The organism is Amorphoplanes digitatis (genome assembly GCF_014205335.1).
Lineage (GTDB): Bacteria > Actinomycetota > Actinomycetes > Mycobacteriales > Micromonosporaceae > Actinoplanes > Actinoplanes digitatus.
In genome coordinates this window covers 3,424,834-3,445,556 of sequence record NZ_JACHNH010000001.1, presented here as the reverse complement: position 1 = coordinate 3,445,556, position 20,723 = coordinate 3,424,834, and the positions used below count along the sequence as shown (strand labels likewise).

Here is a 20,723-nt window from a genome sequence, read left to right as displayed (position 1 = left end):
GTGCCGATTTGCCTGCGCTGCGCGCTTTGCGGGCGTTGCTACCGTGGTCAATGTGATCTTGAACCGCCGGGTCCTCGCCCTGGTCGCCGCCGTCGCCCTGCTGCCGGCAACCGGCTGCTCCGCAGGCCGGGGCGGTGCGAAGGCCATGCCGCAGGGCCCGGCCGCCTCGCCGAGCCCGGCGGCGAGCCCGGGGCCGGTCCTCGCGGCACCGGCGGCGCCGTCCGCCTCCCAGGCTCCGCCGCCGGTCGGCTGGGCGCTCTCCGACATCCCGGTCTTCCCGCCGGCGCCGCCGCCGCGGCCCATCACGCTGCCGAGGTCCGGGAGCGTGCCGTACCTGTCGCGGATACCGACCGACCAGCCGGTCGCGTTCATCACCATCGACGACGGCTTCATCAGGTCGCCCGAGGCGCCCAAACTGCTCGCGGCCGCGCGCGTACCGGTCACCCTCTTTCTCACCACCGACGCGATCCGCGACGACGAGCCGTACTTCGCCCGGCTACAGCAGCACGGCGCGGTGATCGAGGCGCACACGATCACCCACCCTCAGCTGCGCGGCCGGTCGTACGCGTTCCAGAGCCACGAGATCTGCGGGTCGGCCGATCGCCTCGGCCACCTCTACGGGCGGCGGCCGGTGCTGTTCCGGCCACCGTTCGGCACCCGGGACGCCACCACCCTGCGCGCGGCGCACGACTGCGGCATCGACGCGGCCTTCATGTGGAAGGAGACCGTCCACAAGGGCAAGGTCCGCTACCAGGAGGGGAAGGCGGTCCAGCGCGGCGACATCATCCTGATGCACTTCCGCCCGGCGTTCGTGAAGGACTTCCTGGCCGCGCTGCGCGCGATACACCGGGCCGGCCTGACGCCGGCCCTGCTGGAGGACTACATCCCCCGCCGGCCGGCGGCCCGGGTCAGCCCGTCCGGGCGTACGGGCTGAGCGCGCCCCAGCCGGCCAGCTCCCGCACCAGCCAGCCCGGCGCGCGCACCGCCATGCCGCCGGCGCGCTGCACCGCGCCGAGGGTCGCCTCGCCCGCGTACCAGCGGACCAGGCCGGCGACGTCCGTGGTGACCTGGCCGTCCTCGGGGTAGCCCGGCGCGCTGACGCAGACCTCGTTGCCGGTCGCAGCCAGGACCAGCCAGAAGCGGTTCGGCGCGCGGTGACCGGTGATGTGGAAGAGGACGACCACCCGCGGGCGCGGCAGCGTGGCCGGGTCGATCATCCTCGACAGGGTCCACAGCGCCAGGTAGGGATCCTGGTCCTCGGGCCGGACCTGGCGCCAGCGCGCGCCCCAGGCGCCCAGCGCCAGGCAGACCCCGGCGAGCTCGCGGCCGCTGACGGTCAGGCCGTACGCGGTGGACCTGCCGGTCCGCGTCCTGCCGACCACGCCGGTGCGCTCGAGCAGGCGCAGCCGCTGCGAGAGGACGCTGCGCGACAGCCCCGGCGCGCCGTCGAGGATCTCGTTGAAGTGGGTGCAGCCGAGCGAGAGGTTCCGGATGATGATCGGTGTCCAGCGCTCGGCGAAGACCTCGGCGGCCAGCGCCAGTGGACAGTACTGCCCGTAGCCTCGCATCCACCCACCCTGCGCCCCGGCGGCCGGGCGGGGGAAGTTCGTTCTTCGAACTTTCCGGCCCCTGGAGGCGGTGGTTGCGTGAGGGCATGACCGAGCAGACGTATGCGTTGTCGGCGCGGGCCGCCGAGTTCTACGAGTCGACCTTCGTGCCGGCGCTCTTCGCCGGCTGGGCGCGACGGCTGGTGGACGCCGCCGCGCCCGTACCCGGGTCGTCGATCCTGGATGTCGGGTGCGGCACCGGCATCGTGGCGCGGACCGCCGCCGACCGGGCCGGGCCCGGCGGCGTCGTCGGGCTGGACCGCGGCGAGGCGATGCTCGCCGTGGCCCGCCGGGTCCGGCCGGACCTGCGCTGGCTGACCGGCGACGCGGGCGTCCTGCCCTTCGGCGACGCCTCGTTCGACGTGGTGGCGTCGCAGGCCGCCCTGATGTTCTTCGCCGACCGGGTGGCCGCGCTGCGCGAGATGGGCCGGGTCGCCGGCCCGCGGGGGCGCGTCGTGGTGCAGGTGCCGGGACGGCTGGCCGCCAGCCCGGGCTACGTGGCGCTGACCGAGGTGGTGGCCCGGCACGCCGGGACCGCGGCGCTCGACCTGATCGGCGGCTACTTCGGCGCCGGCGAGCCGGCGCTGTTCGCCGCGGCCGGCCTGCGCGTCGAGCGCCACGAGAGGTGGCGGGACGCGACCCGGATGGACGACCTCGACACGTTCCTCACGGCCGAGCTGCTGCCGATCGCGGACGGCGTCGACCGGGCGACGCACGACCGGATCGTGGCCGGCTGCCGCACCGCGATGGCGCCGTTCGTCGACCCGGCCGGTGCCGTCGCCGCGCCGATAGAGGTCGACCTGTTCGTCGCGTCACTCTGAACGGCGCTGCAGGAACTCGTAGACGTCCTGTGCGTCGACGCCCGGGAAGGTGCCGGGCGGCAGCGCCGCCAGCAGGTGCGAGTGGACCCGGGCGCTGGGCCAGGCCTGCCCGCCCCAGCGGTCGACGAGCTCCGCCGGCGGGCGGCGGCAGCAGTTCGGGTCCGGGCAGCTCGAGACGGTGCGCCGGGTGGTGTCGCCGCCGCGGAACCAGCGCGCGTGCTCGTACGGCGTGCCCACCGTCACCGAGAACTCGCCGGAGCGGGTCGACTCCACGTGCACCGTGCACCAGTAGGTGCCGGAGCCGGTGTCGGTGAACTGGTAGAACGACGAGTACGGGTCGTCGGCGGCGAACACCGTGCGCGACGCCCACTTGCGACAGACGTGCTGGCCCTCGATCGCCCCGGTGACATCCGTCGGGAAGCGGACGTCGTCGTTCTCGTACGCCTTGTAGACCGTGCCGCTCTCGTGCACCCGGGCGAAGTGGACCGGGATGCCGAAGTGGTGTGTCACCAGGTTGGTGAAGCGGTGCGCCGCGGTCTCGTAGGAGACGCCGAACGCGTCGCGGAAGTCGTCGATGGCCAGCGCCCGGTCGGCCTTCGCGTCGCGCAGGAACTCGGTCGCGAACTTCTCCGGCATCAGCAGCGCCGCCGCGAAGTAGTTCACCTCGACCCGCTGGCGCAGGAAGTCGCGGTAGCCGCCCGGGTCGTTGTGGCCGAGCACGAAGTGGCCGAGCGTCTGGAGCACCACCGCGCGCGGGTCGTGTCCCTTGCCGCTGGCCACCTGCGGCAGGTAGATCCGGCGGTTGCGCAGGTCGGTCACCGAGCGTGCCGAGCCGGGCAGGTCGCTCACGTAGTGCAACGAGAAGCCCAGCTGCGCGGCGATGTCGAGGATGCCGCGCTGCGACAGCGGGCCGGTGGTGTGCCGCACCGACTGGAGCACCTTCGCCGCGGCCTGCTCGATGTACTCGAAGTAGTTGTCGCGCTCGCGCATCTCGACCCGCAGCTGCTGGTTGGCCCGGCGGGCCACCTCCGGGGTGGCGCTCTGCTCGGTGAGCAGCCGGGTCAGCTCCCGGTGCAGCCCGATCAGCGACTCCAGCGCGTCGGCCGGCAGCCGCCGCCCGGCACGCACCGTCGGCAGGCCGAGCGCCGCGTAGGCCGACTCCCGCTGAAAATGGGCCAGCTCGATCTCGAGCCCGGCGCGCCGGCTCGGCGCCTCGGGCCGCAGAAGATCCTGCATCTGTACGCCAAGAGCACCCGCGATCGCCTGTAGCACGCTGAGCTTCGGCTCCCGCTTGCCGTTCTCGATCAGCGAGAGCTGCGAGGGCGCGCGGCCGACCGCCGCGCTGAGCTGATCGAGGGTCATGCCCTTGGCGCGGCGCTGGTGCCGCAGGCGCTGCCCGAGCGTCACGAGGTCGACCGTGGCGTCGGAAGGTGAAGCCGTCATAGGTTTTGACGCTAGCAGAAGATTCTCGATTCTTCTCCTCACAAGTGCCTTCTTTAGGGCTTGCACCCTGCGTGACAGTGAACTTCTTCCACCCAGGCACCAAGCCAGGCACCAACAAGCCAGGCACCAAGGCAAAGCACCGAAGGGCTAATTCACATGACTGATCAGCTGACCGAAGTCAGGGGCGGTACCGCAGCGGACCTCACTCGGGCGTGGGCCGGCGATCCCCGTTGGCTTGGCGTGCGCCGCAGCTACACGGCGCAGGACGTCGTCAAGCTTCGTGGCACCGTCCAGGAGCAGCACACCCTCGCCGAGCGGGGCGCCCGCCGGCTCTGGGACCTGCTGCACAACGAGGACTACATCAACGCGCTCGGCGCCATGACCGGCGGCCAGGCCGTGCAGCAGGTCCGGGCCGGGCTCAAGGCGATCTACCTGTCCGGCTGGCAGGTGGCGGCCGACGCGAACCTGTCCGGGCACACCTACCCGGACCAGAGCCTCTACCCGGCCAACTCGGTGCCGGCGGTGGTGCGCCGCATCAACAACGCGCTGCTGCGCGCCGACCAGATCGACAACGCGGCCGGCAAGAACGAGCGTGACTGGCTGGCCCCGATCGTCGCCGACGCCGAGGCCGGCTTCGGTGGCCCGCTCAACGCGTTCGAGCTGATGAAGGCCATGATCGCCGCGGGCGCGGCGGGCGTGCACTGGGAGGACCAGCTCGCGTCGGAGAAGAAGTGCGGCCACCTCGGCGGAAAGGTGCTGATCCCGACGGCCCAGCACATCCGCACGCTGAACGCCGCCCGCCTCGCCGCCGACGTGGCCGGCGTGCCCAGCCTCATCATCGCCCGCACCGACGCCCTGGCGGCGGACCTGCTCACCACCGACGTGGACGAGCGCGACCGCCCGTTCCTGACCGGCGAGCGCACCGCCGAGGGCTTCTTCCGGGTGCGCAGCGGCCCGGACGCCGCCATCGCCCGCGGTGTCGCCTACGCCGAGTACGCCGACCTCATCTGGTGCGAGACCGGCAAGCCGGACATGGAGTTCGCCCGCTCCTTCGCCGAGGCAGTGCACAAGGAGCACCCGGGCAAGATGCTCGCGTACAACTGCTCGCCGTCGTTCAACTGGAAGCGCAACCTCGACGACGCCGACATCGCCCGGTTCCAGAAGGAGCTCGGCGCGATGGGCTACAAGTTCCAGTTCGTCACGCTCGCCGGCTTCCACGCCCTCAACCACTCGATGTTCGAGCTGGCCAAGGGCTACGGCGAGACCGGCATGAGCGCGTACGTGAAGTTGCAGGAGGCCGAGTTCGCGGCCGAGGCCAACGGCTACACGGCGACCAAGCACCAGGCTGAGGTCGGCACCGGCTACTTCGACGCCGTCTCGACGGCGCTGAACCCGGAGAGCTCCACCACCGCGCTGTCCGGCTCGACCGAAGCGGAGCAATTCTGATGGAAACTGTGACCGTCGCGGCGTCCGACTACACCGACATCCTCACCCCCGAGGCGATCGAATTCGTCGTGGCGCTGGACCGGGAGTTCGGCGCGCGACGGGTCCAGCTCCTGGAACGGCGCCGGCGTCGCCGGGCGACCCGCACCACGGAGCTGGACTTCCTCGAGTCGACCAAGCAGATCCGCATCGACGACACCTGGTCCGTGGCACCCCCCGCCGAGGACCTGACCGACCGGCGGGTGGAGATCACCGGCCCGCCGGAGCGGAAGATGACCATCAACGCGCTGAACTCCGGCGCGAAGGTGTGGATGGCCGACTTCGAGGACGCTACCGCGCCGACCTGGGACAACGTCGTCTCAGGCCAGCGCAACCTACGGGATGCGCTGGACGGCAAGCTGGACTACACGGCGCCCGACGGGCGGCAGTACCGGGTCGGCGACGAGCTGCCGACCGTCATGGTGCGGCCGCGCGGCTGGCACCTGCCGGAGTGCCACGTGCGCATCGGCGGGCGTGCGGTCTCGGCCTCGCTGTTCGACTTCGGCCTGTACCTGTTCCACTGCGGGCAGAAGCAGATCGACCGCGGTAGCGGCCCGTACTTCTACCTGCCCAAGCTCGAGAGCCACCTCGAGGCGCGGCTCTGGAACGACGTCTTCGTCTTCGCGCAGAACCTGCTGGGTATCCCCCGCGGCACGATCCGCGCGACGGTGCTGATCGAGACGATCACCGCCGCCTTCGAGATGGAGGAGATCCTCTACGAGCTGCGCGAGCACTCGGCGGGGCTCAACGCGGGCCGGTGGGACTACCTGTTCAGCATGATCAAGAACCGCCCCGACGTGGTGCTGCCGGAGCGGTCGCAGGTGACGATGACGGCACCGTTCATGCGGGCGTACACGGAGTTGCTGGTCCGGACCTGTCACCGGCGCGGGGCGCACGCGATCGGCGGCATGGCCGCCGTCGTGCCCAGCCGGGACCCGGTGGCCGCGAAGCGGGCGCTGAACCAGGTCCGCCAGGACAAGCGGCGCGAGGTCGGCGACGGCTTCGACGGCTCCTGGGTCGCACACCCCGGCCTGGTCGAGACCTGCAAGGAGGTCTTCGACCAGTGGCTCGGCTTCGAGCCGAACCAGATCGTGCGCAAGCGCGACGACGTCCGGGTCACGGCCAAGGAGTTGCTGGACGTGCGGGCCACCGCCGTCTCGGTCAGCGAGGTCGCGCTGCGGACCAACGTCAGCGTGGCACTGCGCTACGTGGCGGCCTGGCTCGGCGGGCGCGGCGCGGTGGCGCTCGGCGGCCTGATGGAGGACGCGGCGACCGCCGAGATCTGCCGGACCCAGCTCTGGCAGTGGATCTCGACGGGCACCCCGACCGACTACGGCGTGCCGATCACGGCCGGGCTGGTCACCCGGATGCTGCGCGAGGAGCTCGACGTGCTGGCCGAGACCGGCGCCCTGGACGAGGACGCCGCGCGGCGCTTCGGGCAGGCCCGGACGCTGCTGACGGTCCTGCTCTCCGAGCGGACCTGCCCGGAGTTCCTCACCCTGCCGGCGTACCTGCGGCACATGACCGGCGGCAAGCTCGCGCCGGCGGTGTCGGTCTGACGCCCTAAGCGGAAATTGGCCCTTCCGAAACGGCCCGGTGGCGATCTGCCACCGGGCCGTTGCCAGTGTTCACGGACAATGCGAAAGATTCGGTACGAAGTGCCCGGCGCGCGGGCTCACGGGATGCTGAGGACCTCGGACCCGTCAGCCGCGCTGGGAGGAAACACCGATGTTGCCGCTCAATGCCAAGAGTCTGCCGTCCCTGCCGGACGGCCTGCCCGCACCCGCCTACGACCGGGGCGCGCTGCGCACCGGGATCGTCCACTTCGGCGTCGGCGGCTTCCACCGGGCGCACCAGGCGATGTACCTGGATCGCCTGATGAACGCGGGCACGGCGCTGGACTGGGCGATCTGCGGCGTCGGCGTCATGCCCGCCGACCGGCGCATGCAGGAGGCGCTCGGCGCGCAGGACGGGCTGTACACCCTGGTGATCAAGGCGCCCGACGGCACGCTCGAGCCGCGGGTGATCGGCTCGATCAGGGAGTACCTCTTCGCACCGGACGACCCGGAAGCCGTGATCGAGAAGATGGCCTCACCCGGCGTACGGATCGTCTCGCTGACCATCACCGAGGGCGGCTACAACATCAACGCGGTCACCGGCGACTTCCTCGCCGACGACCCCGGCGTGCGGCACGACCTCACGCCCGGCGCCGCGCCGAGTACCACCTTCGGCCTGATCACCGCGGCGCTGGCCCGGCGCCGCGAGCGCGGCCTGGACCCGTTCACGATCATGAGCTGCGACAACATCCAGGGCAACGGCCACGTCGCCCGCCGCAGCTTCGTCGCCTTCGCCACCCTGCTCGACCCCGGGCTCGGCGCCTGGGTGCAGGAGCACGTCGCCTTCCCGAACAGCATGGTCGACCGGATCACCCCGGTGACCACCGACGACGACCGCGAGCTGGTCCGCACCCGGTTCGGCGTCGACGACGCGTGGCCGGTGGTCTGCGAGCCGTTCACACAGTGGGCGCTCGAGGACCGGTTCCCGCTCGGCCGGCCACCGTTCGACGATGCGGGCGTGCAGGTCGTCGAGGACGTCGAGCCGTACGAGCTGATGAAGCTGCGCCTGCTCAACGCAAGCCACCAGGCGCTCTGCTACTTCGGCTACCTGGCCGGCTACCGGCTGGTCCACGACGTCGCGCAGGACCGGCTGTTCGCGGACTTCCTGCTGGCGTACATGGACGCCGAGGCCACCCCGACGCTGGAGCCGGTGCCGGGCATCGACCTCGACGAGTACCGGCACCAGCTCATCGACCGGTTCTCCAACGCCCGGGTGAAGGACACCGTGGCGCGGCTCTGCGCGGAGAGCTCCGACCGCATTCCGAAGTGGCTGCTGCCCGTGATCCGGCACAACCTCGAAACCGGCGGCGAGATCCTGCGCGCCACCGCCGTCGTGGCGAGCTGGGCCCGGTACGCCGAGGGCGTCGACGAGCAGGGCCGGCCCATCGAGGTGGTGGACCGGCTCCGGGACACCCTGGTCGCCGCGGCGCGGCGCTCGGGCGAGGACCCGCTGGCCTTCATCCGGAACCGGGACCTCTTCGGCGACCTGGTCGACAACGAGCGGTTCGTGTCCGCGTACGCCTCGGTGCTGGCCTCCCTGCACACCAAGGGCGCGCGGGCGACGCTGGAGGAGCTGGCGGCCGCCTGAGCGGGGTACCGTCCACTGTCGGCGATCGGACCGTTGTCCGAGGACGCTTCGGATGCGAGCATGACCATGCCCGTACCCCGACCCGGAGGCGCCATGACCCTGCCCCTGAGGGTGACCGTCGTCCCCGAGCGGGCGGACGCGACACCCGGCGACAACCTGGCCTTCGACGTCACGGTGCGCAACGCCAGCGACATCGTCGAGCACTACGGCGTCGAGCTGCTCGGCCTGCCCGACGGCGCCACCGTGCGCACCGAGCCGGACGTCGCCAAGCTGCGCCCCGCCGAGTCCGCCACCCTGACCGTGCGCGTCACCCTGCCGGTGCGGCCGCCCGCGCCCGCGGGCACCTACGTGCTCGGCGCGCTGGTCCGCTCGAAGTACCGCCACGACGTCTCCCGCTGCGTCGAGGTGCCGGTCGATCTCGCCGCGGTCGACCAGGTCACGGTCCGGGTCACGCCGGAGGTCGTCAACGGCGGGCGCGCCGGCCGCTACACGGCCGAGATCTCCAACGGCGGCAACGCACCCGTGCGCCTGCACCTAGGCGCCACCGACCCGGAGCGCCGGGTGCGCACCGAGTTCCACCCGCAGCTCGTCGACCTGCCGCCCGGCACGTCCGCGCAGGCGCTGCTCACCGTGCAGGCGCCGCTGCCGTGGAACCGGGAGAAGCAGCGCCAGCTGACCGTCACCGCCATGCCGCAGACGCCCGGCGCGGTGCCCGCCACTGCCAACGCCACGTTCATCCAACGCCCGCGGTTCGCGTCCAAGTTCGCCAAGGTCGCCGGCATCGGCGCGGCCGTCGTCCTGCTGGCGGCCGCGATCGCCGTACCCGCGCTGCTGGCCCGCGCGGGCGACGACAAGAACCCGGACCCCGCCGCCGTACACGAGAATCAGCCACCCGCCGCGCAGCCGACCGCCGCCGCGGTCCCACCACCGGCCGCGTCCTCCGCGGCCGCCGCTCCCCCGCCCGCCTCGGCACCCGCCGCACCACCGCCCTCGGCCGGCGCGTCGGCGCCGCCGTCCGCGGCACCCTCGGCGACCCTCGGCGCGCGCGAGGTCGACCTGACCGCACCCCGCGACGGCGTCCTGCCCAGCGACGCCTTCCGCGACCAGGGCTTCCTGGCCGGCGCCGACCCCGGCACCCTGGCCGTACCCGGCTGCGAGGACGCCCGGAGCGCGGCCGTGGTCACCGACCCCGACGGCAAGCGCTTCCTGACCTCCTCCTCGGCCGACGACCCGGCGAAGTGCCACACCGTCCCCCTGATGATCGACTTCCTCCCGGACGCGCCCGCGGGCTCGGTCGTCCTGACGCCGGTGACGAAGAACGCCCTCGAGATGGAGGTCGTCTACCGCGACCTCACCCGCGAGGTGAAGCGCGACCTGAAGGCACCCGACGGCGCCGCACACGGCGGCATCGACCTCCTCCTGGTCCGCCCCCGCTCCTCCGACGGCGCCGCCACCGAGCCCGTCGCCCTGACCGCCATCACCTTCGCGCCGTAGCGAGCCCGCGCCGAACTGCCGCGCACCCGCATCGCCGCTGTGCGAAGATCGCCGCGTGCAGGAGCTGGACTACGTCGAGGGCGACGCCACTGATCCCGTCGGCGACGGTCCGCGGATCATCGCGCACGTCTGCAACGACATCGGCGCCTGGGGCAGAGGAATCGTCGAGGTCATCTCCCGGCGCTGGCCGGAGCCGGAGCGGGAGTTCCGCCGTTGGCACGGCGAGCCCACGTTCCGCCTCGGCGCCGTTCAGCTGGTGCCGGTCGCCCCGGAGCTCTGGGTGGCCAACATGGTCGGCCAGCACGGCATCGCCACCCGTCGTGGCCTGCGCACCGGCTCCGGCTATGAGGCCGGTGCCGGGCCGCCGGTCCGCTACGACGCGATCCGCGAATGCCTGACCTCCCTCGTCACCCACGCCCGTACCCGGCACGCCTCGGTGCACATGCCGCGCATCGGCTGCGGCCTTGCCGGCGGCACGTGGGCCGGGATCGAGCCGCTGATCCGCGAGACCCTGTGCGCGCACGACGTGCCCACGGTCGTCTACGACCTGAGCGCGTGAAGCTCGCCGGGCCGGTCAGATCCGGTACCTCCATGGGAATGAAGCTCGCTCGGTCTCGCTGATCTGTCATCGCTTGTCGAGGTCGAAGAACCCCGTGGTTGCCGCTGTGCCGGGCCGGATTCGGTCGCTATGCCGGCGTCAGTCGGGTTCTGATGTGTCCGCCCGGTAGTCGAGTCGGGACGGCTGCGCGGGGAAGGGATGCCGTGTTCGTCGAGAGCGGCCCAGATCCGCGTGACCTGTCGGTCGGAGCGCTCGTCGAGGAACGGTTCGATGGCATGGGGGCACGGCGGTCTCCGATTGCGGCATCGGGTGACGGCGGCCGCGGCGGTTACCTCCTTGCCCAGGCCCGCGACGCTACCCCAGCTGGTCGCGGCGGCGGGTCAGGTAGGCGGTCTCGGCGGTGTTGCCGGCCAGCTCGATGGCCCTGTCGTAGGCCGCGCGGGACGGGCCGCTGCGGCCCAGGCGGCGCAGCAGGTCCGCGCGGGTCGCGTGGTAGGCGTGGTAGCCGGTCAGGCTGGCCTCCAGGCGGTCGACGGCCGCCAGGGCCACCTCGGGGCCGTCGAGCTCGGCGACCGCGATGGCGCGGTTGAGGGCGACGATCGGCGAGGGGTCGAGGCGGATCAGCTGGTCGTAGAGGGCGACGACCTGTGACCAGTCGGTGTCGCGGACGTCGCGGGCTGAGGTGTGCACGGCGTTGATCGCCGCGAGGATCTGGTAGCGGCCCGGCGGCATCCCGGTGGCCAGGCGTTCGCGTACCAGGTGGTGGCCCTCGGCGATCAGGGCCGGGTCCCAGGCTCCGCGGTCCTGTTCGCCGAGGGTGACCAGCTCGCCGCGCGGGGAGACCCGGGCGGCGCGGCGGGCCTCGGTGAGCAGCATCAGGGCCAGCAGGCCGGCCACCTCGCCGTCGCGCGGCAGCAGGGTGCGGATCAGGCGGGTGAGCCGGATCGCCTCGGCGGTCAGGTCGTGGCGTACCGGATCGGTGCCGGGGCCGGTGGCCAGGTAGCCCTCGTTGAAGACCAGGAACAGGACGGCGAGCACGCCGGAGACGCGGGCCGGGAGGTCCTGTTCGGACGGTACCCGGTACGGGATGCGGGCGGCCTTGATCTTGGCTTTCGCCCGGGTGATCCGCCGGCCCATGGCGGCCTCGCCCACCAGGAAGGCGCGGGCGATCTCGGGCATGGTCAGGCCGCCGACCATGCGCAGCGTGAGCGCCACGCGGGTCTCCATCGCCAGCGCCGGGTGACAGCAGGTGAAGATCAGCCGGAGCCGCTCGTCGTCGATGGCGCCGGCAGGCTCGGGCGCGGCGTCGTCGTACAGCATCCGGGCCTCCTTCTGCTTGTCGTCGCGCTTGCTCTCGCGGCGGATCCGGTCGATGGCCCGGCGGTTGGCGGCGGTGGTCAGCCAGGCGCCGGGGTTCGGGGGTACGCCGTCGGCCGGCCAGCGCTCGACGGCGATCGCGAACGCCTCGGCCGCGGACTCCTCGGCGATGTCCAGGTCGCCGAAGCGCCGGGTCAGGGCCGCGACCACCCGGGCCCACTCCTCGTGGTGCGCGCGGGTGATCGCCTCCCGGATGTCGGACACGCTCACCGGAACGGTCGCACCTCGACCTTGCGGTTGCAGGCCCTCGAGCCGTCGGCGGCGAGCCTGAGCGCGACGTCGAGGTCGGGGGCCTCGATGATCCAGAAGCCGGCCAGAAACTCCTTGGACTCCACGAACGGGCCGTCGGTGATCATCTCCGCCCCGCCCCGGTTGTCGATGACGGTGGCCGTGCCGGGCTCGGCGAGGCCGCCGGCGAAGACCCAGTGGCCCTCGGCGACCAGCCGGTCGTTGAACACGTCGATGGCGGCCATCTCGCCCTCGGTGGCGAGGCCGGCCTGGTCAAAGATCACGGAAACCAGGTACTGCATCTCGGATCATCTCCTGTGGTCGTCCGGCGCCGCTCGTGGGCGTCCGCACCCCTGCAACGAACACGTCAGCCCCGATCCGACACCATCTCCCGGTTTTCGTTCAAGAACCTCCGGCATCCAGCGCCCGGCCGATGACCAGGGGATACCCCCGGGACCCGGTCCCAGTTGCCCCAAACTACAACGCAGTTGCGCACTTGTTCGCGGCCCGCCGCACCCGAAAAGATCGACGGTGGCTGGAGCGGCATTCCCCTAACGTGAAGAAGAGGCGAGGGCGATGAGCGCCGAAATCACGGCGATCCCTGCGGACCCGACCGGTGCCCTGACACCGGTAGAATTCGGGCGGCGCCTACGGGCGCTGATACTGGCGCGTCGGCGTTCCGTCGACAGCGTCGCCCGGCGTAGCAGGGAGGCCGGGACACCGATCTCCCGCGCCACGGTCTACAACCTGATCTCCGGCACCGGCGCCGCGCGGCGCGACACGCTGGTGGCCTTCCTGCGCGGGTGCGGGGTGCCGCCGCGGGAGCAGATCCGGTGGCTCATCACGTTCGACCGGGTGCACGCGCCCGCCGGGTCCGCCGCGGCATCGCACGACGCCCGCGCCGCCGCAGCGCGGGCCGCGGCCGGCAACCGGCGCCCCGGCCAGCTCGGCAGCGCGGCCTGACCACCGGAAACCACGCCCGGCCGCCCGGCCGCGCCAGCAGGACAGCTTGACCACTGGAAGCCACGCTCGGCGCGGTGACCGGGCCCGCCGGGCGGCGTGGCTTGGCCGGCGGGAGACCTGCCCGGCGGCTGGATCATCGGACCCGGCCGCCGGATCATCGGGCCCGGCCGTGTCGGTGACGCGGTAGGCCTGGTCGTCATATCGGTGACCTCGCCAGGGTCGCCGCCGCTCAGCCGTTCTGACCTCGGCGTTCCCGCCTCGCGGCGGGCCCGGTTCGGGCTGCGCGCGGAGTCTCAGTCGACGGTGTGCCGGTGTTTGCCGGCCACCCGGTGGGTGGGCATGCGGCGGCCCTCGGCGAACTTCTCGATCAGGTCCAGGTCGGCCGGTTGCAGGCCGCGCAGCGGCTTGGGCGCGATCAGCAGCGCCCGGCCCCGCGCGGTCAGCTCCTCGCGCTGCGGGCCCGGCGGCGGCAGCGCGTCGTCGTCGGTCCAGATCAGGCGGCGGCCCTCCTCGGCCAGGACCGCACGGGCCGCCTGTTGCTTCAGCGGCCAGCAGTCCGAGCCGCGGGGCATCGGGTCGGCGTGCAGGGCGCGGCCCAGCTCCGGCAGGCGCCAGAGGCGTTCCAGGCGGTGCGCCTCGGGGCACCAGGTGGTGCACCAGCGGATCTCCACCTTCTCCGCGGCCTCCAGCGCGCGGATGCGGTCGATCAGGGCCGGGCCCCAGCGCAGCAGGTACGACGTGTTGTCCGCGCCGGACCAGACCAGCGCCCGTTTCGGCGGTCCGCCCCACCCGGGGCGGACCGTGTTCAGCACGCCGTCGACGTCGAGAAGCCACACGGGCTTCTCGACGTCGATCATGATCGGCAGTCTAGGGGCTACGTCTGATCGGCTACGAAGGATGCCACCCAGGACAGGGCCGAGTTCCAGTTGATGGTCAGCTCGTTCGTCGACCACGACTGGATGTCGTCGATGTAGCAGAACTGGCCGACGCAGCCGGTCAGCTTGCTCTGCGCGTACGGGTCCTGGATCGACGAGTTCGCGCCGCCGGCCAGCGAGCCGACGGGCGGGTTCGGCAGGGCCGGTTCGAGCTGGTGCGAGTACCAGCGGCTGTGCTGGTTCTGCGAGCTGACCTCGCCGTACCCGGTGACGTAGGACTGGTTGAGCGCGTTGCGGCCGAACAGGTAGTCCATGCCCTCGATCACGCCGTCGCGGTACCGGTCGCGGCCGGTGAGCTCGTACGCGCCCGCGACCACCACCAGGTTGTTGAGCAGCAGGCTGTTCGAGCCCCAGTCCCACATGTTGTTCGCTGGGGCGTACGCGACGCCGTACGGGTGCCCGGCCTGTACCGACAGGTACTTCTCCGCGCCGCGGACGATCGACGCGCGGACCGCCGCGCGCCCGGGCAGCCGGTTCGGCACCAGCGCGAGGTCGAGGCGGCCGGCCGCGGCCGTGTTCGCCCAGTCGAAGGCGCCGGGGCCGAAGATGTCGGCGGTGTGCACGGGTGAGGCCAGCACGGCGTCGGCGTACCGCTTCTCCCCCGTGGTCAGGTACAGCTCGGCCGCCGCCCAGTAGAAGTCGTCGTCGACCTTGCTGTCGTTGTACGCGCCGCCGCCGGTCCCGTCGGACTCGAGCGCGTAGCGGGCGGGCTCGGCCAGCGCGGCCGTGTACGCGGTCCGTGCCGCCGCGAGGGCCCGCTTGGCGAACGCGGGGTCGTAGCGCTTGTAGATCCGGGCGGCCTGCGCGGCGGTGGCGGCCAGGTTCAGGGTCGCCGCGGTCGAGACCGGGTGGAGTTCGCGCTGCTGCGGGTCGAGGTGCGGCAGCAGCGGCAGGCCGGTCCAGTTGGCGTCGTGGATCTTGTGGTGCACCATGCCGGCGAGCGGCTTGCCGGCCGGCACCCGCATGCTCAGCATGAACTCCAGTTCCCAGCGGGCCTCGTCGAGGATGTCCGGCACCCGGTTGCCGCTCTCCGGGATGGCCAGGGTGCCGTCGCGCAGCCGGCCCGGCTCCGTGGTGCGCTCGAACTGGTTGAGCAGTTCCCAGGTGGAGATGCCGCCGTTGACGACGTACTTGCCGTGGTCGCCGGCGTCGTACCAGCCGCCGGCGACGTTCAGCGTGTAGTCGCAGACGCCGGGCTGGCACGGCACCGCGACGTCGCCGAGGTTCGGCGCGACGCCGACGTGGCCGGCCGGGCGGGCGTAGCCGGGGCGCAGGTCGTCGCGGATCTCGATGCCGCTGCGCTGCGGGTAGTAGAACTTCAGGGCGTCCAGGCGCAGCCGCTCGTAGGCGGCGGCGTCGATGTCGAACGGGCGGCTCGTCTCGCCGTCGGCGACGAGCGTGTAGCCGGTGCCGCGGCCGCGGTAGCCGCCGAAGTCGATCGACTGGACGTTCTGGCCCGACGAGACGTCGACGCCGCGCGGCACGGTGTGCCCGCGCGCGACGGTGGCGCCGGCGGCGTTCCTGAGCTGCCAGCCCAGCCGGGTCGTCGCCGCCGTGACCAGCGTCGCCTTCTTCGGGCCGCGCGGCAGGTAGGCGACCTGGTTGACCCGGACCCGCGGCCCGGTGTCGGGCACGTAGACCTCCGGCGGCACGCCGCCGACCAGGGAGACGTCGTCGAGGCAGAGACCCCAGGCGGTGGGGCTGCCGCCGACCTGGAGCGCGACCTGCGCCTGCGTGGTGGTCACGTTCGCGGTGAAGGTGAACGAGTAGGTGTCGCCCGCGACGGTCAGCGCCGGAGAGGCCTCGAAGTAGGTGTCGTAGGGCGCGACGGAGAGCCCGACGATCGCCCGGGCGATGTGCCCGTCCGGGTCGCCGGACGCGGTGAACGAGTAGCGGTAGGACTCGCCGGCGATGAGGTCGATGTCGTTCTGGCCGACCGAGGCGTCCCATCGGTTGGTGGTGCCGCCCGGTACGTCCACGCAGGCCTTGCCGTCGCGCAGGGTTATCGGCATGCCCGCGGTGGACCACCACGGGTCGGTGCCGGAGGTGAAGCCGCCGTTGACGACCTGCTCGACCTCGTCGGCGGCGGCCGCGGACGCAGGCCCCACCGCGGTGAGGGTGACGGTCAGCAGTGCGGCGGCGCCAAGGGCTCGAATCACGGAGAATCTCCTTGGGAGCGCTTCCATTGACTGGCGAGGATATGGTTACGCGCTTGTCACGGGGTGTCAACAGTTTCGATACGTCAGGTGAGACCATGTCCGGGTGCTCGAGCTGGACGAACCTCTGACCACCGCCCGTCTGCTGCTGCGCCCGTTCCGGACCGGCGACGCGGACGCGCTGTTCGACCTGCGCAGCCGGCCCGAGGTGCTGCGCTATCTCTACTGGCCGCCGCCGACCCCGGACGGCGTCCGCGACGTGGTCCGGCAGCGCCTGACCATGACCAGGCTGGCCGCGGACGGCGACTGCCTGGTCCTGGCCGCCGAGGAGCGCGACACCGGCCGCCTGGTCGGCGAGGTCGACCTGAGCCTGGTCAGCACCGAGCACCGGCACGGCGAGATCGGCGTCATCCTGCACCCCGACGCCCAAGGCGCCGGGTACGCCACCGAGGCCGCCGGCGCCCTGCTGGACCTCGCCTTCGACCGGCTGGCGCTGCACCGGGTCACCGCCAGCACGAACGCCGGCAACGAGGCGTCCGCGCGGGCGCTGCGCCGGCTCGGCCTGCGCCAGGAGGGTCACCTGCGGCAGTGCGTCCTCTTCGACGGCGCCTGGCACGACGAACTGATCTTCGCGATCCTGGCCGCCGAGTGGCGCTCGGCCCGGCGCTAACGCGTGAACACTCGGCGCTAACGCGTGAACAGCAGCACCGCCACCAGGGCCAGCACCGCGATCGCCGCGATCGCCAGCACCGCGACGAGCCAGCCCCAGCCGCCGCGCGACGGCGCCGCCCGGGCCGGGGGCGGGCCGAGCACCACGGCATGCGGCCGGGCCGCCCGCAGCTCGTAGCCGCAGCGCTCGCAGCGGATCCGGACCGGCTCGTTGCCGTAGCCGCACTGCGGGCACGGGTACTGGCCCGGTATCGGTGCGGGCGCGGTCCGCTGGGTCCGTGCCACCGGGGCCGGCATGACCGTGCCGGTGCCGTCGTCGCGCTCGTTCGGCGAGCGCGGCACGGCACGGGCGTCGTGCTCCGCCGCCTGCTGGCGCAGGAACATCAGCGGGTAGCCGCAGCGGGGGCAGAGCTGCTCGACGTCCGGGCGTACCGGGGAGCCGCAGTCCGGGCACGGCAGTTGCCGGTCAGCCATCGCCGCCGCCCTCCCCGGACACCGGTGGGCGGGCCCGGCCGCGGGCCGGCCGCGGCTGGAACCGCACGTCCAGGCGAACCCGGGCGCCCAGCGGCATCTCGCTCTGGAGGAAGCCGAGCACCTGGCGCTCGGTGAGGTGACCGGTGTGGTCCATCTGCACGGTCACCACGGCGTCCACCGGCGGCACCGCGTCGTTGCGGCCGTAGACGCCGCCGGTGTCCGTCACGGTGACCCGGGCGCCGGTCGCCGCCTCCAGCAGGGCCTCGACGCCGTACCGGGTGCCGCGCCAGCCGAGCAGCCGGCCGACCTCGCGGACCATCGACCGGCGGTACTCGGGCGGGTCCGTCGGCTCGAGCTCCACGCCCAGCCAGGAGCCCAGGTACTGGAGCATCTCGGGGCTGGCCAGGCCGGTGTCCATCTGGTGCTCGACGCTGTCGATGCGCTCGCGGACGGTGTCGGCCACCTCCTCGAACGCGGTGACCAGCCCGCGCAGCACCGGGTCCGTGGCCATCGCCCGGGGCAGTTGATCCACCAGCCAGGTCACTGCTGCACCACCACCCGGTGCTCGTACGACATGAACAGCGCCGCCGGCAGCAGGCGCAGCCGCTGTTCGACCTGGTCGAGGGCGCGCTGCCGGCGCAGGTCGGCCGAGAAGAAGTGCACCGCCTCGACGCCCTGCACGCCGAACGAGCCGTGCAGCACCCCGTACACGTCGCCGAGCCGCAGGTCGGTGTCGAACGGCCAGCCCTGCCCGCTCGGGCCGCCCGTCAACGGGTTCAGGTACTCGTAGAGGGCGCGTTCGGCGCGCTCGCGCACCGTCTCCGTGCGCACGCCCGGGCCGGCGCGCACCTCCGCGACGACCTTGACGCCCTGGTACCGGGGCGCCTCGATGCGCAGCCGCATGGTGAGCAGCCGGCGCGGCTCGAGGTAGGCCTTGATCTGCTCCTCCAGCTCGTCGGTGACGGCCATGTCGTCGAGGGTGAGCTGCTCGGGCGCGATGTCGACCCGCGGCACGACCAGCAGCCGGGCCGGCTCGCCCGGCGCGTCCGGCGGCAGGCAGCGCGCCCTGGCGATGCTCGGCGCGGCGTCGAGGGTGAGCCGCTCCACGTCCTCGGCGGTCACCGCCCGGCGGCCGCCGCGCAGCAGCAGCGGGCCGCGCACCTTGGCGTTCTCCACGCTCTCCGCGTCGACGCCGCCGGCGCTCGGGTCCAGGTTGGTCACCCCGGCCACGAACGGGATGGACGTGTGCAGCACGGTGAGCCGCTCGGCGGCGACGTTGCCGCGCCGGCCGCCGCCGAAGCGGTAGCCGGTGACCGAGACCTGCGCGTCGATCGGCGGGATCGCGCCGTGCTGCCAGGCCCGGCCCTCGCGGTCGAGCACCCGCGGGCCGAAGCGGATCTCGCCGGTGGCGCCGGACCAGGTGAAGACCCGGTCGTCGCCCTCGGCGTCGGCGAGGTCGGCGACCTCGGTCCACTCCTGCTCCTCGGGCTCGCCGGTGCGCTCGTGGCGGGGCAGCACCACCCGGACGGTCTCGTCGTGGCGGCGCGGCAGCACGGGCGACCGGCGCACCTGGAACACCTGGCCGGGGCGCCCGTCGCTGGTGCCGAGCAGCTCGGCGGGGGCCGGCTCGGCGTGGTGCGCGGGCACCGCCCCGCCCAGCGCCACCGCGGACAGCGACTCCAGTTCGGGCGGGTTGGTGTACTCGGGCTGCCCGTCGACGGCCTGCACGAGCCGGCAGCGCAGCCAGTGCGCACGCCGCGACCCGATGGCGAGGGCCTCGTGCCGGGCCGGCAGCAGCAGGGTGACCTGGCCGGGGCTGTTGAAACCGGCGCTGGTGTCGCCGAGGATCCGCACGTCCGCCCACTGGTGGCCGTCCCAGGCCTCCCAGCAGCGCGGCGGCCGGCGCGGGTCGACGCCGGCGCCCTCGGGCCCGGTGGTGACGTCCAGGCGCAGCAGGTTGCCGGCCGCCGGCTCGGCCAGCCCGAAGTAGACGGCCTCGCCGGGGCTCAGGCTCGGGAACAGCCGCACCGAGGAGGCCTCGCGGCGCAGGTCCTCCCAGTGGTCGGCGTACCGGTCGCCGGTGTGCGTGACGCAGGCGACCAGCTCCGGCGGAAGGATCCGCAGCTCGGAGTCGGTGAGGAAGACGACCGGCTCCTCGTCCTCGCGGCGCTCGGTGCTGACCTGGGTGCCGGCGGGTACCCGGACCACCTCCGCGCGCGGCGCGGTGAGTGTGAAAAGCAGGTCGGCGCGGGACGGCACCGCCGAGAAGAGCTCGACGCCGACCAGCTCGAGGAACTTGATGTACAGCCGGTCGGGCACCTGGTTGAGCCGGTACAGGGTCATCTCGGTCATCCAGGCGAAGAGCTCGACGAGCGCGACGCCGGGGTCGGAGACGTTGTGGTCGGTCCACTCCGGGCAGAGCCGGTGTATCCGCCGCTTGGCCTCGTCGACGATGTCCTGAAACCGGCGATCGTCAAGATCCGGCGCGGGAAGACTCACGGGGCCGCCTCCTCGGTGGGGATCGTGTAGAACGGGAAGACCAGGTTCCGGACGTCGTTGGTGGCGCGGATCCGGTACGCGATCGCGATGTGGACGGTGGCGGTGCCGGGCACGGCGGTGGCGACGACCGACTGCTGCTCGATCCGCGGCTCCCAGCGCTCCAGCGCCTCGCGGACCGCCTGCTCGACCAGGCCGAGCGTCCCGGCGGTCAGCGGCGCGAAGAGCAGCTCCCACATCGCGCAGCCGAACTCGGGGCGCATCACCCGCTCGCCCGGCACCGTCGACAGGATCATCCGGATCGCGCCGTCCACCTCGTCGACGCCGCTGACCAGCCGCACCGAGCCGGTCCGCGAGATCGCGGCGGGGAACGCCCAGCCGCTGCCGATGAAGTCGTCACGCCGCATCGCTCAGCCCACCAGCACGTCGGGCGAGCCGGCGGTGATCGTGCAGGCCGGCAGGTCCGCGGGGTCGTTGCAGGTCATGACCGGGTCGCCCAGCCGGGCCAGCGGCTTGCCGCCGACGAGCACGGTCGGCGAGCCGGTCACCACCCGGCCCTGATTGGTCGGCGGCCTGCTGAAGCTGGCCGGCGGCGGGCAGATGTGCGGCGGGATGTTCTGCGCGACGCTGCCCTGCACCGCCGCGGGCAGGCCGTTGACGAGCACGTCCGGTACCAGCCCGGTCAGCAGCTGCCCGGCGAACGGCAGCGGCGTCGGCGTCGGCACCGGCCCGCCCGGCGAGGGCACCAACAGGATGTGCACGTCGGTGCCGGTGACCGGGTCGTTCTGGCGGGCGGCGGGCTGGGGCACGGAACC

The 20,723-nt window shown here is 72.8% G+C and carries 20 protein-coding genes; 9 read left to right on the top strand and 11 right to left on the bottom strand.

Features of this window, described 5'->3' with window-relative positions; all coding sequences use genetic code 11:
* Positions 1–52: 52 nt before the first annotated feature.
* A complete protein-coding gene (locus BJ971_RS14875) occupies positions 53–934 on the top strand; it encodes a polysaccharide deacetylase family protein (protein ID WP_239087291.1) in 882 nt (293 codons plus the stop codon).
* On the opposite strand, the gene BJ971_RS14870 is transcribed toward BJ971_RS14875, so the two are convergent.
* On the bottom strand, positions 909–1,568 hold the full coding sequence (locus BJ971_RS14870) for a winged helix-turn-helix transcriptional regulator (protein WP_184993504.1): 660 nt from the start codon (positions 1,566–1,568) through the stop codon (positions 909–911). The two genes, BJ971_RS14875 and BJ971_RS14870, sit on opposite strands and share 26 nt — an antisense overlap.
* 86 nt (positions 1,569–1,654) lie before the next feature.
* Here BJ971_RS14870 and BJ971_RS14865 point away from each other — a divergent pair, with 86 nt between their 5' ends.
* A complete protein-coding gene (locus BJ971_RS14865) occupies positions 1,655–2,428 on the top strand; it encodes a class I SAM-dependent methyltransferase (RefSeq protein WP_184993502.1) in 774 nt (257 codons plus the stop codon).
* Here BJ971_RS14865 and BJ971_RS14860 read toward each other — a convergent pair.
* Positions 2,420–3,871, bottom strand: coding sequence for an XRE family transcriptional regulator (locus tag BJ971_RS14860; RefSeq protein ID WP_184993500.1), 1,452 nt, complete (start codon positions 3,869–3,871; stop codon positions 2,420–2,422). The genes BJ971_RS14865 and BJ971_RS14860 overlap by 9 nt on opposite strands.
* Positions 3,872–4,027: 156 nt before the next feature.
* Here BJ971_RS14860 and aceA point away from each other — a divergent pair, with 156 nt between their 5' ends.
* From aceA to BJ971_RS14835, 5 genes are all read left to right on the top strand, one after another.
* Complete coding sequence (gene aceA, locus BJ971_RS14855; RefSeq protein WP_184993498.1) at positions 4,028–5,317, top strand: isocitrate lyase; 1,290 nt, start codon at positions 4,028–4,030, stop codon at positions 5,315–5,317.
* Positions 5,317–6,912, top strand: a complete 1,596-nt coding sequence (gene aceB / locus BJ971_RS14850) for a malate synthase A (RefSeq protein WP_184993496.1) — start codon at positions 5,317–5,319, stop codon at positions 6,910–6,912. Before aceA ends, aceB begins: the two co-directional genes overlap by 1 nt.
* Before the next feature lie 169 nt (positions 6,913–7,081).
* Complete coding sequence (locus tag BJ971_RS14845) at positions 7,082–8,557, top strand: mannitol dehydrogenase family protein (RefSeq protein ID WP_184993494.1); 1,476 nt, start codon at positions 7,082–7,084, stop codon at positions 8,555–8,557.
* Positions 8,558–8,650: 93 nt separating this feature from the next.
* Positions 8,651–10,051, top strand: a complete 1,401-nt coding sequence (locus BJ971_RS14840) for a COG1470 family protein (RefSeq protein ID WP_184993492.1) — start codon at positions 8,651–8,653, stop codon at positions 10,049–10,051.
* Between the two features lie 55 nt (positions 10,052–10,106).
* On the top strand, positions 10,107–10,610 hold the full coding sequence (locus BJ971_RS14835; RefSeq protein WP_184993490.1) for a macro domain-containing protein: 504 nt from the start codon (positions 10,107–10,109) through the stop codon (positions 10,608–10,610).
* A gap of 354 nt (positions 10,611–10,964) precedes the next feature.
* Here BJ971_RS14835 and BJ971_RS14830 read toward each other — a convergent pair whose 3' ends face one another.
* Together BJ971_RS14830 and BJ971_RS14825 are read right to left on the bottom strand one after the other, a co-directional pair.
* Positions 10,965–12,191, bottom strand: a complete 1,227-nt coding sequence (locus BJ971_RS14830; protein ID WP_184998866.1) for an RNA polymerase sigma factor — start codon at positions 12,189–12,191, stop codon at positions 10,965–10,967.
* 2 nt (positions 12,192–12,193) lie between these two features.
* Complete coding sequence (locus BJ971_RS14825) at positions 12,194–12,517, bottom strand: YciI family protein (protein WP_184993488.1); 324 nt, start codon at positions 12,515–12,517, stop codon at positions 12,194–12,196.
* A gap of 274 nt (positions 12,518–12,791) precedes the next feature.
* Here BJ971_RS14825 and BJ971_RS14820 point away from each other — a divergent pair, with 274 nt between their 5' ends.
* On the top strand, positions 12,792–13,178 hold the full coding sequence (locus tag BJ971_RS14820; protein WP_239087293.1) for a helix-turn-helix domain-containing protein: 387 nt from the start codon (positions 12,792–12,794) through the stop codon (positions 13,176–13,178).
* A gap of 293 nt (positions 13,179–13,471) precedes the next feature.
* Here the strand turns inward: BJ971_RS14820 and BJ971_RS14815 are convergent, their stop codons facing one another.
* Positions 13,472–14,035 (bottom strand): HAD domain-containing protein, encoded by a 564-nt coding sequence (locus BJ971_RS14815; protein ID WP_184993486.1) that lies wholly within the window; start codon positions 14,033–14,035, stop codon positions 13,472–13,474.
* A 17-nt stretch (positions 14,036–14,052) separates the two neighbouring features.
* Entirely contained in the window at positions 14,053–16,272 is a 2,220-nt protein-coding gene (locus BJ971_RS14810) for a glycoside hydrolase family 9 protein (RefSeq protein ID WP_239087294.1), read from the bottom strand.
* 103 nt (positions 16,273–16,375) lie between these two features.
* On the opposite strand from BJ971_RS14810, the gene BJ971_RS14805 reads away from it, so the two are divergent.
* On the top strand, positions 16,376–16,939 hold the full coding sequence (locus BJ971_RS14805; RefSeq protein ID WP_184993482.1) for a GNAT family N-acetyltransferase: 564 nt from the start codon (positions 16,376–16,378) through the stop codon (positions 16,937–16,939).
* Between the two features lie 17 nt (positions 16,940–16,956).
* On the opposite strand, the gene BJ971_RS14800 is transcribed toward BJ971_RS14805, so the two are convergent.
* From BJ971_RS14800 to BJ971_RS14780, 5 genes are read right to left on the bottom strand one after another with little or no spacing between them, the layout of a single operon-like run.
* Complete coding sequence (locus BJ971_RS14800; RefSeq protein WP_184993480.1) at positions 16,957–17,412, bottom strand: zinc-ribbon domain-containing protein; 456 nt, start codon at positions 17,410–17,412, stop codon at positions 16,957–16,959.
* Positions 17,405–17,956, bottom strand: coding sequence for a phage tail protein (locus BJ971_RS14795; RefSeq protein ID WP_239087295.1), 552 nt, complete (start codon positions 17,954–17,956; stop codon positions 17,405–17,407). Before BJ971_RS14795 ends, BJ971_RS14800 begins: the two co-directional genes overlap by 8 nt.
* Entirely contained in the window at positions 17,953–19,911 is a 1,959-nt protein-coding gene (locus BJ971_RS14790) for a putative baseplate assembly protein (protein WP_184993478.1), read from the bottom strand. Before BJ971_RS14790 ends, BJ971_RS14795 begins: the two co-directional genes overlap by 4 nt.
* Positions 19,908–20,315: a GPW/gp25 family protein gene (locus tag BJ971_RS14785; protein WP_184993476.1), complete on the bottom strand. Its 408-nt coding sequence runs from the start codon at positions 20,313–20,315 to the stop codon at positions 19,908–19,910. The genes BJ971_RS14790 and BJ971_RS14785 overlap by 4 nt, the downstream gene beginning before the upstream one ends.
* Positions 20,316–20,318: 3 nt before the next feature.
* Positions 20,319–20,717 carry a PAAR domain-containing protein gene (locus BJ971_RS14780; RefSeq protein ID WP_184993474.1) on the bottom strand — a complete coding sequence of 133 codons (399 nt, stop codon included), beginning with the start codon at positions 20,715–20,717 and terminating at the stop codon, positions 20,319–20,321.
* Positions 20,718–20,723 lie beyond the last annotated feature (6 nt).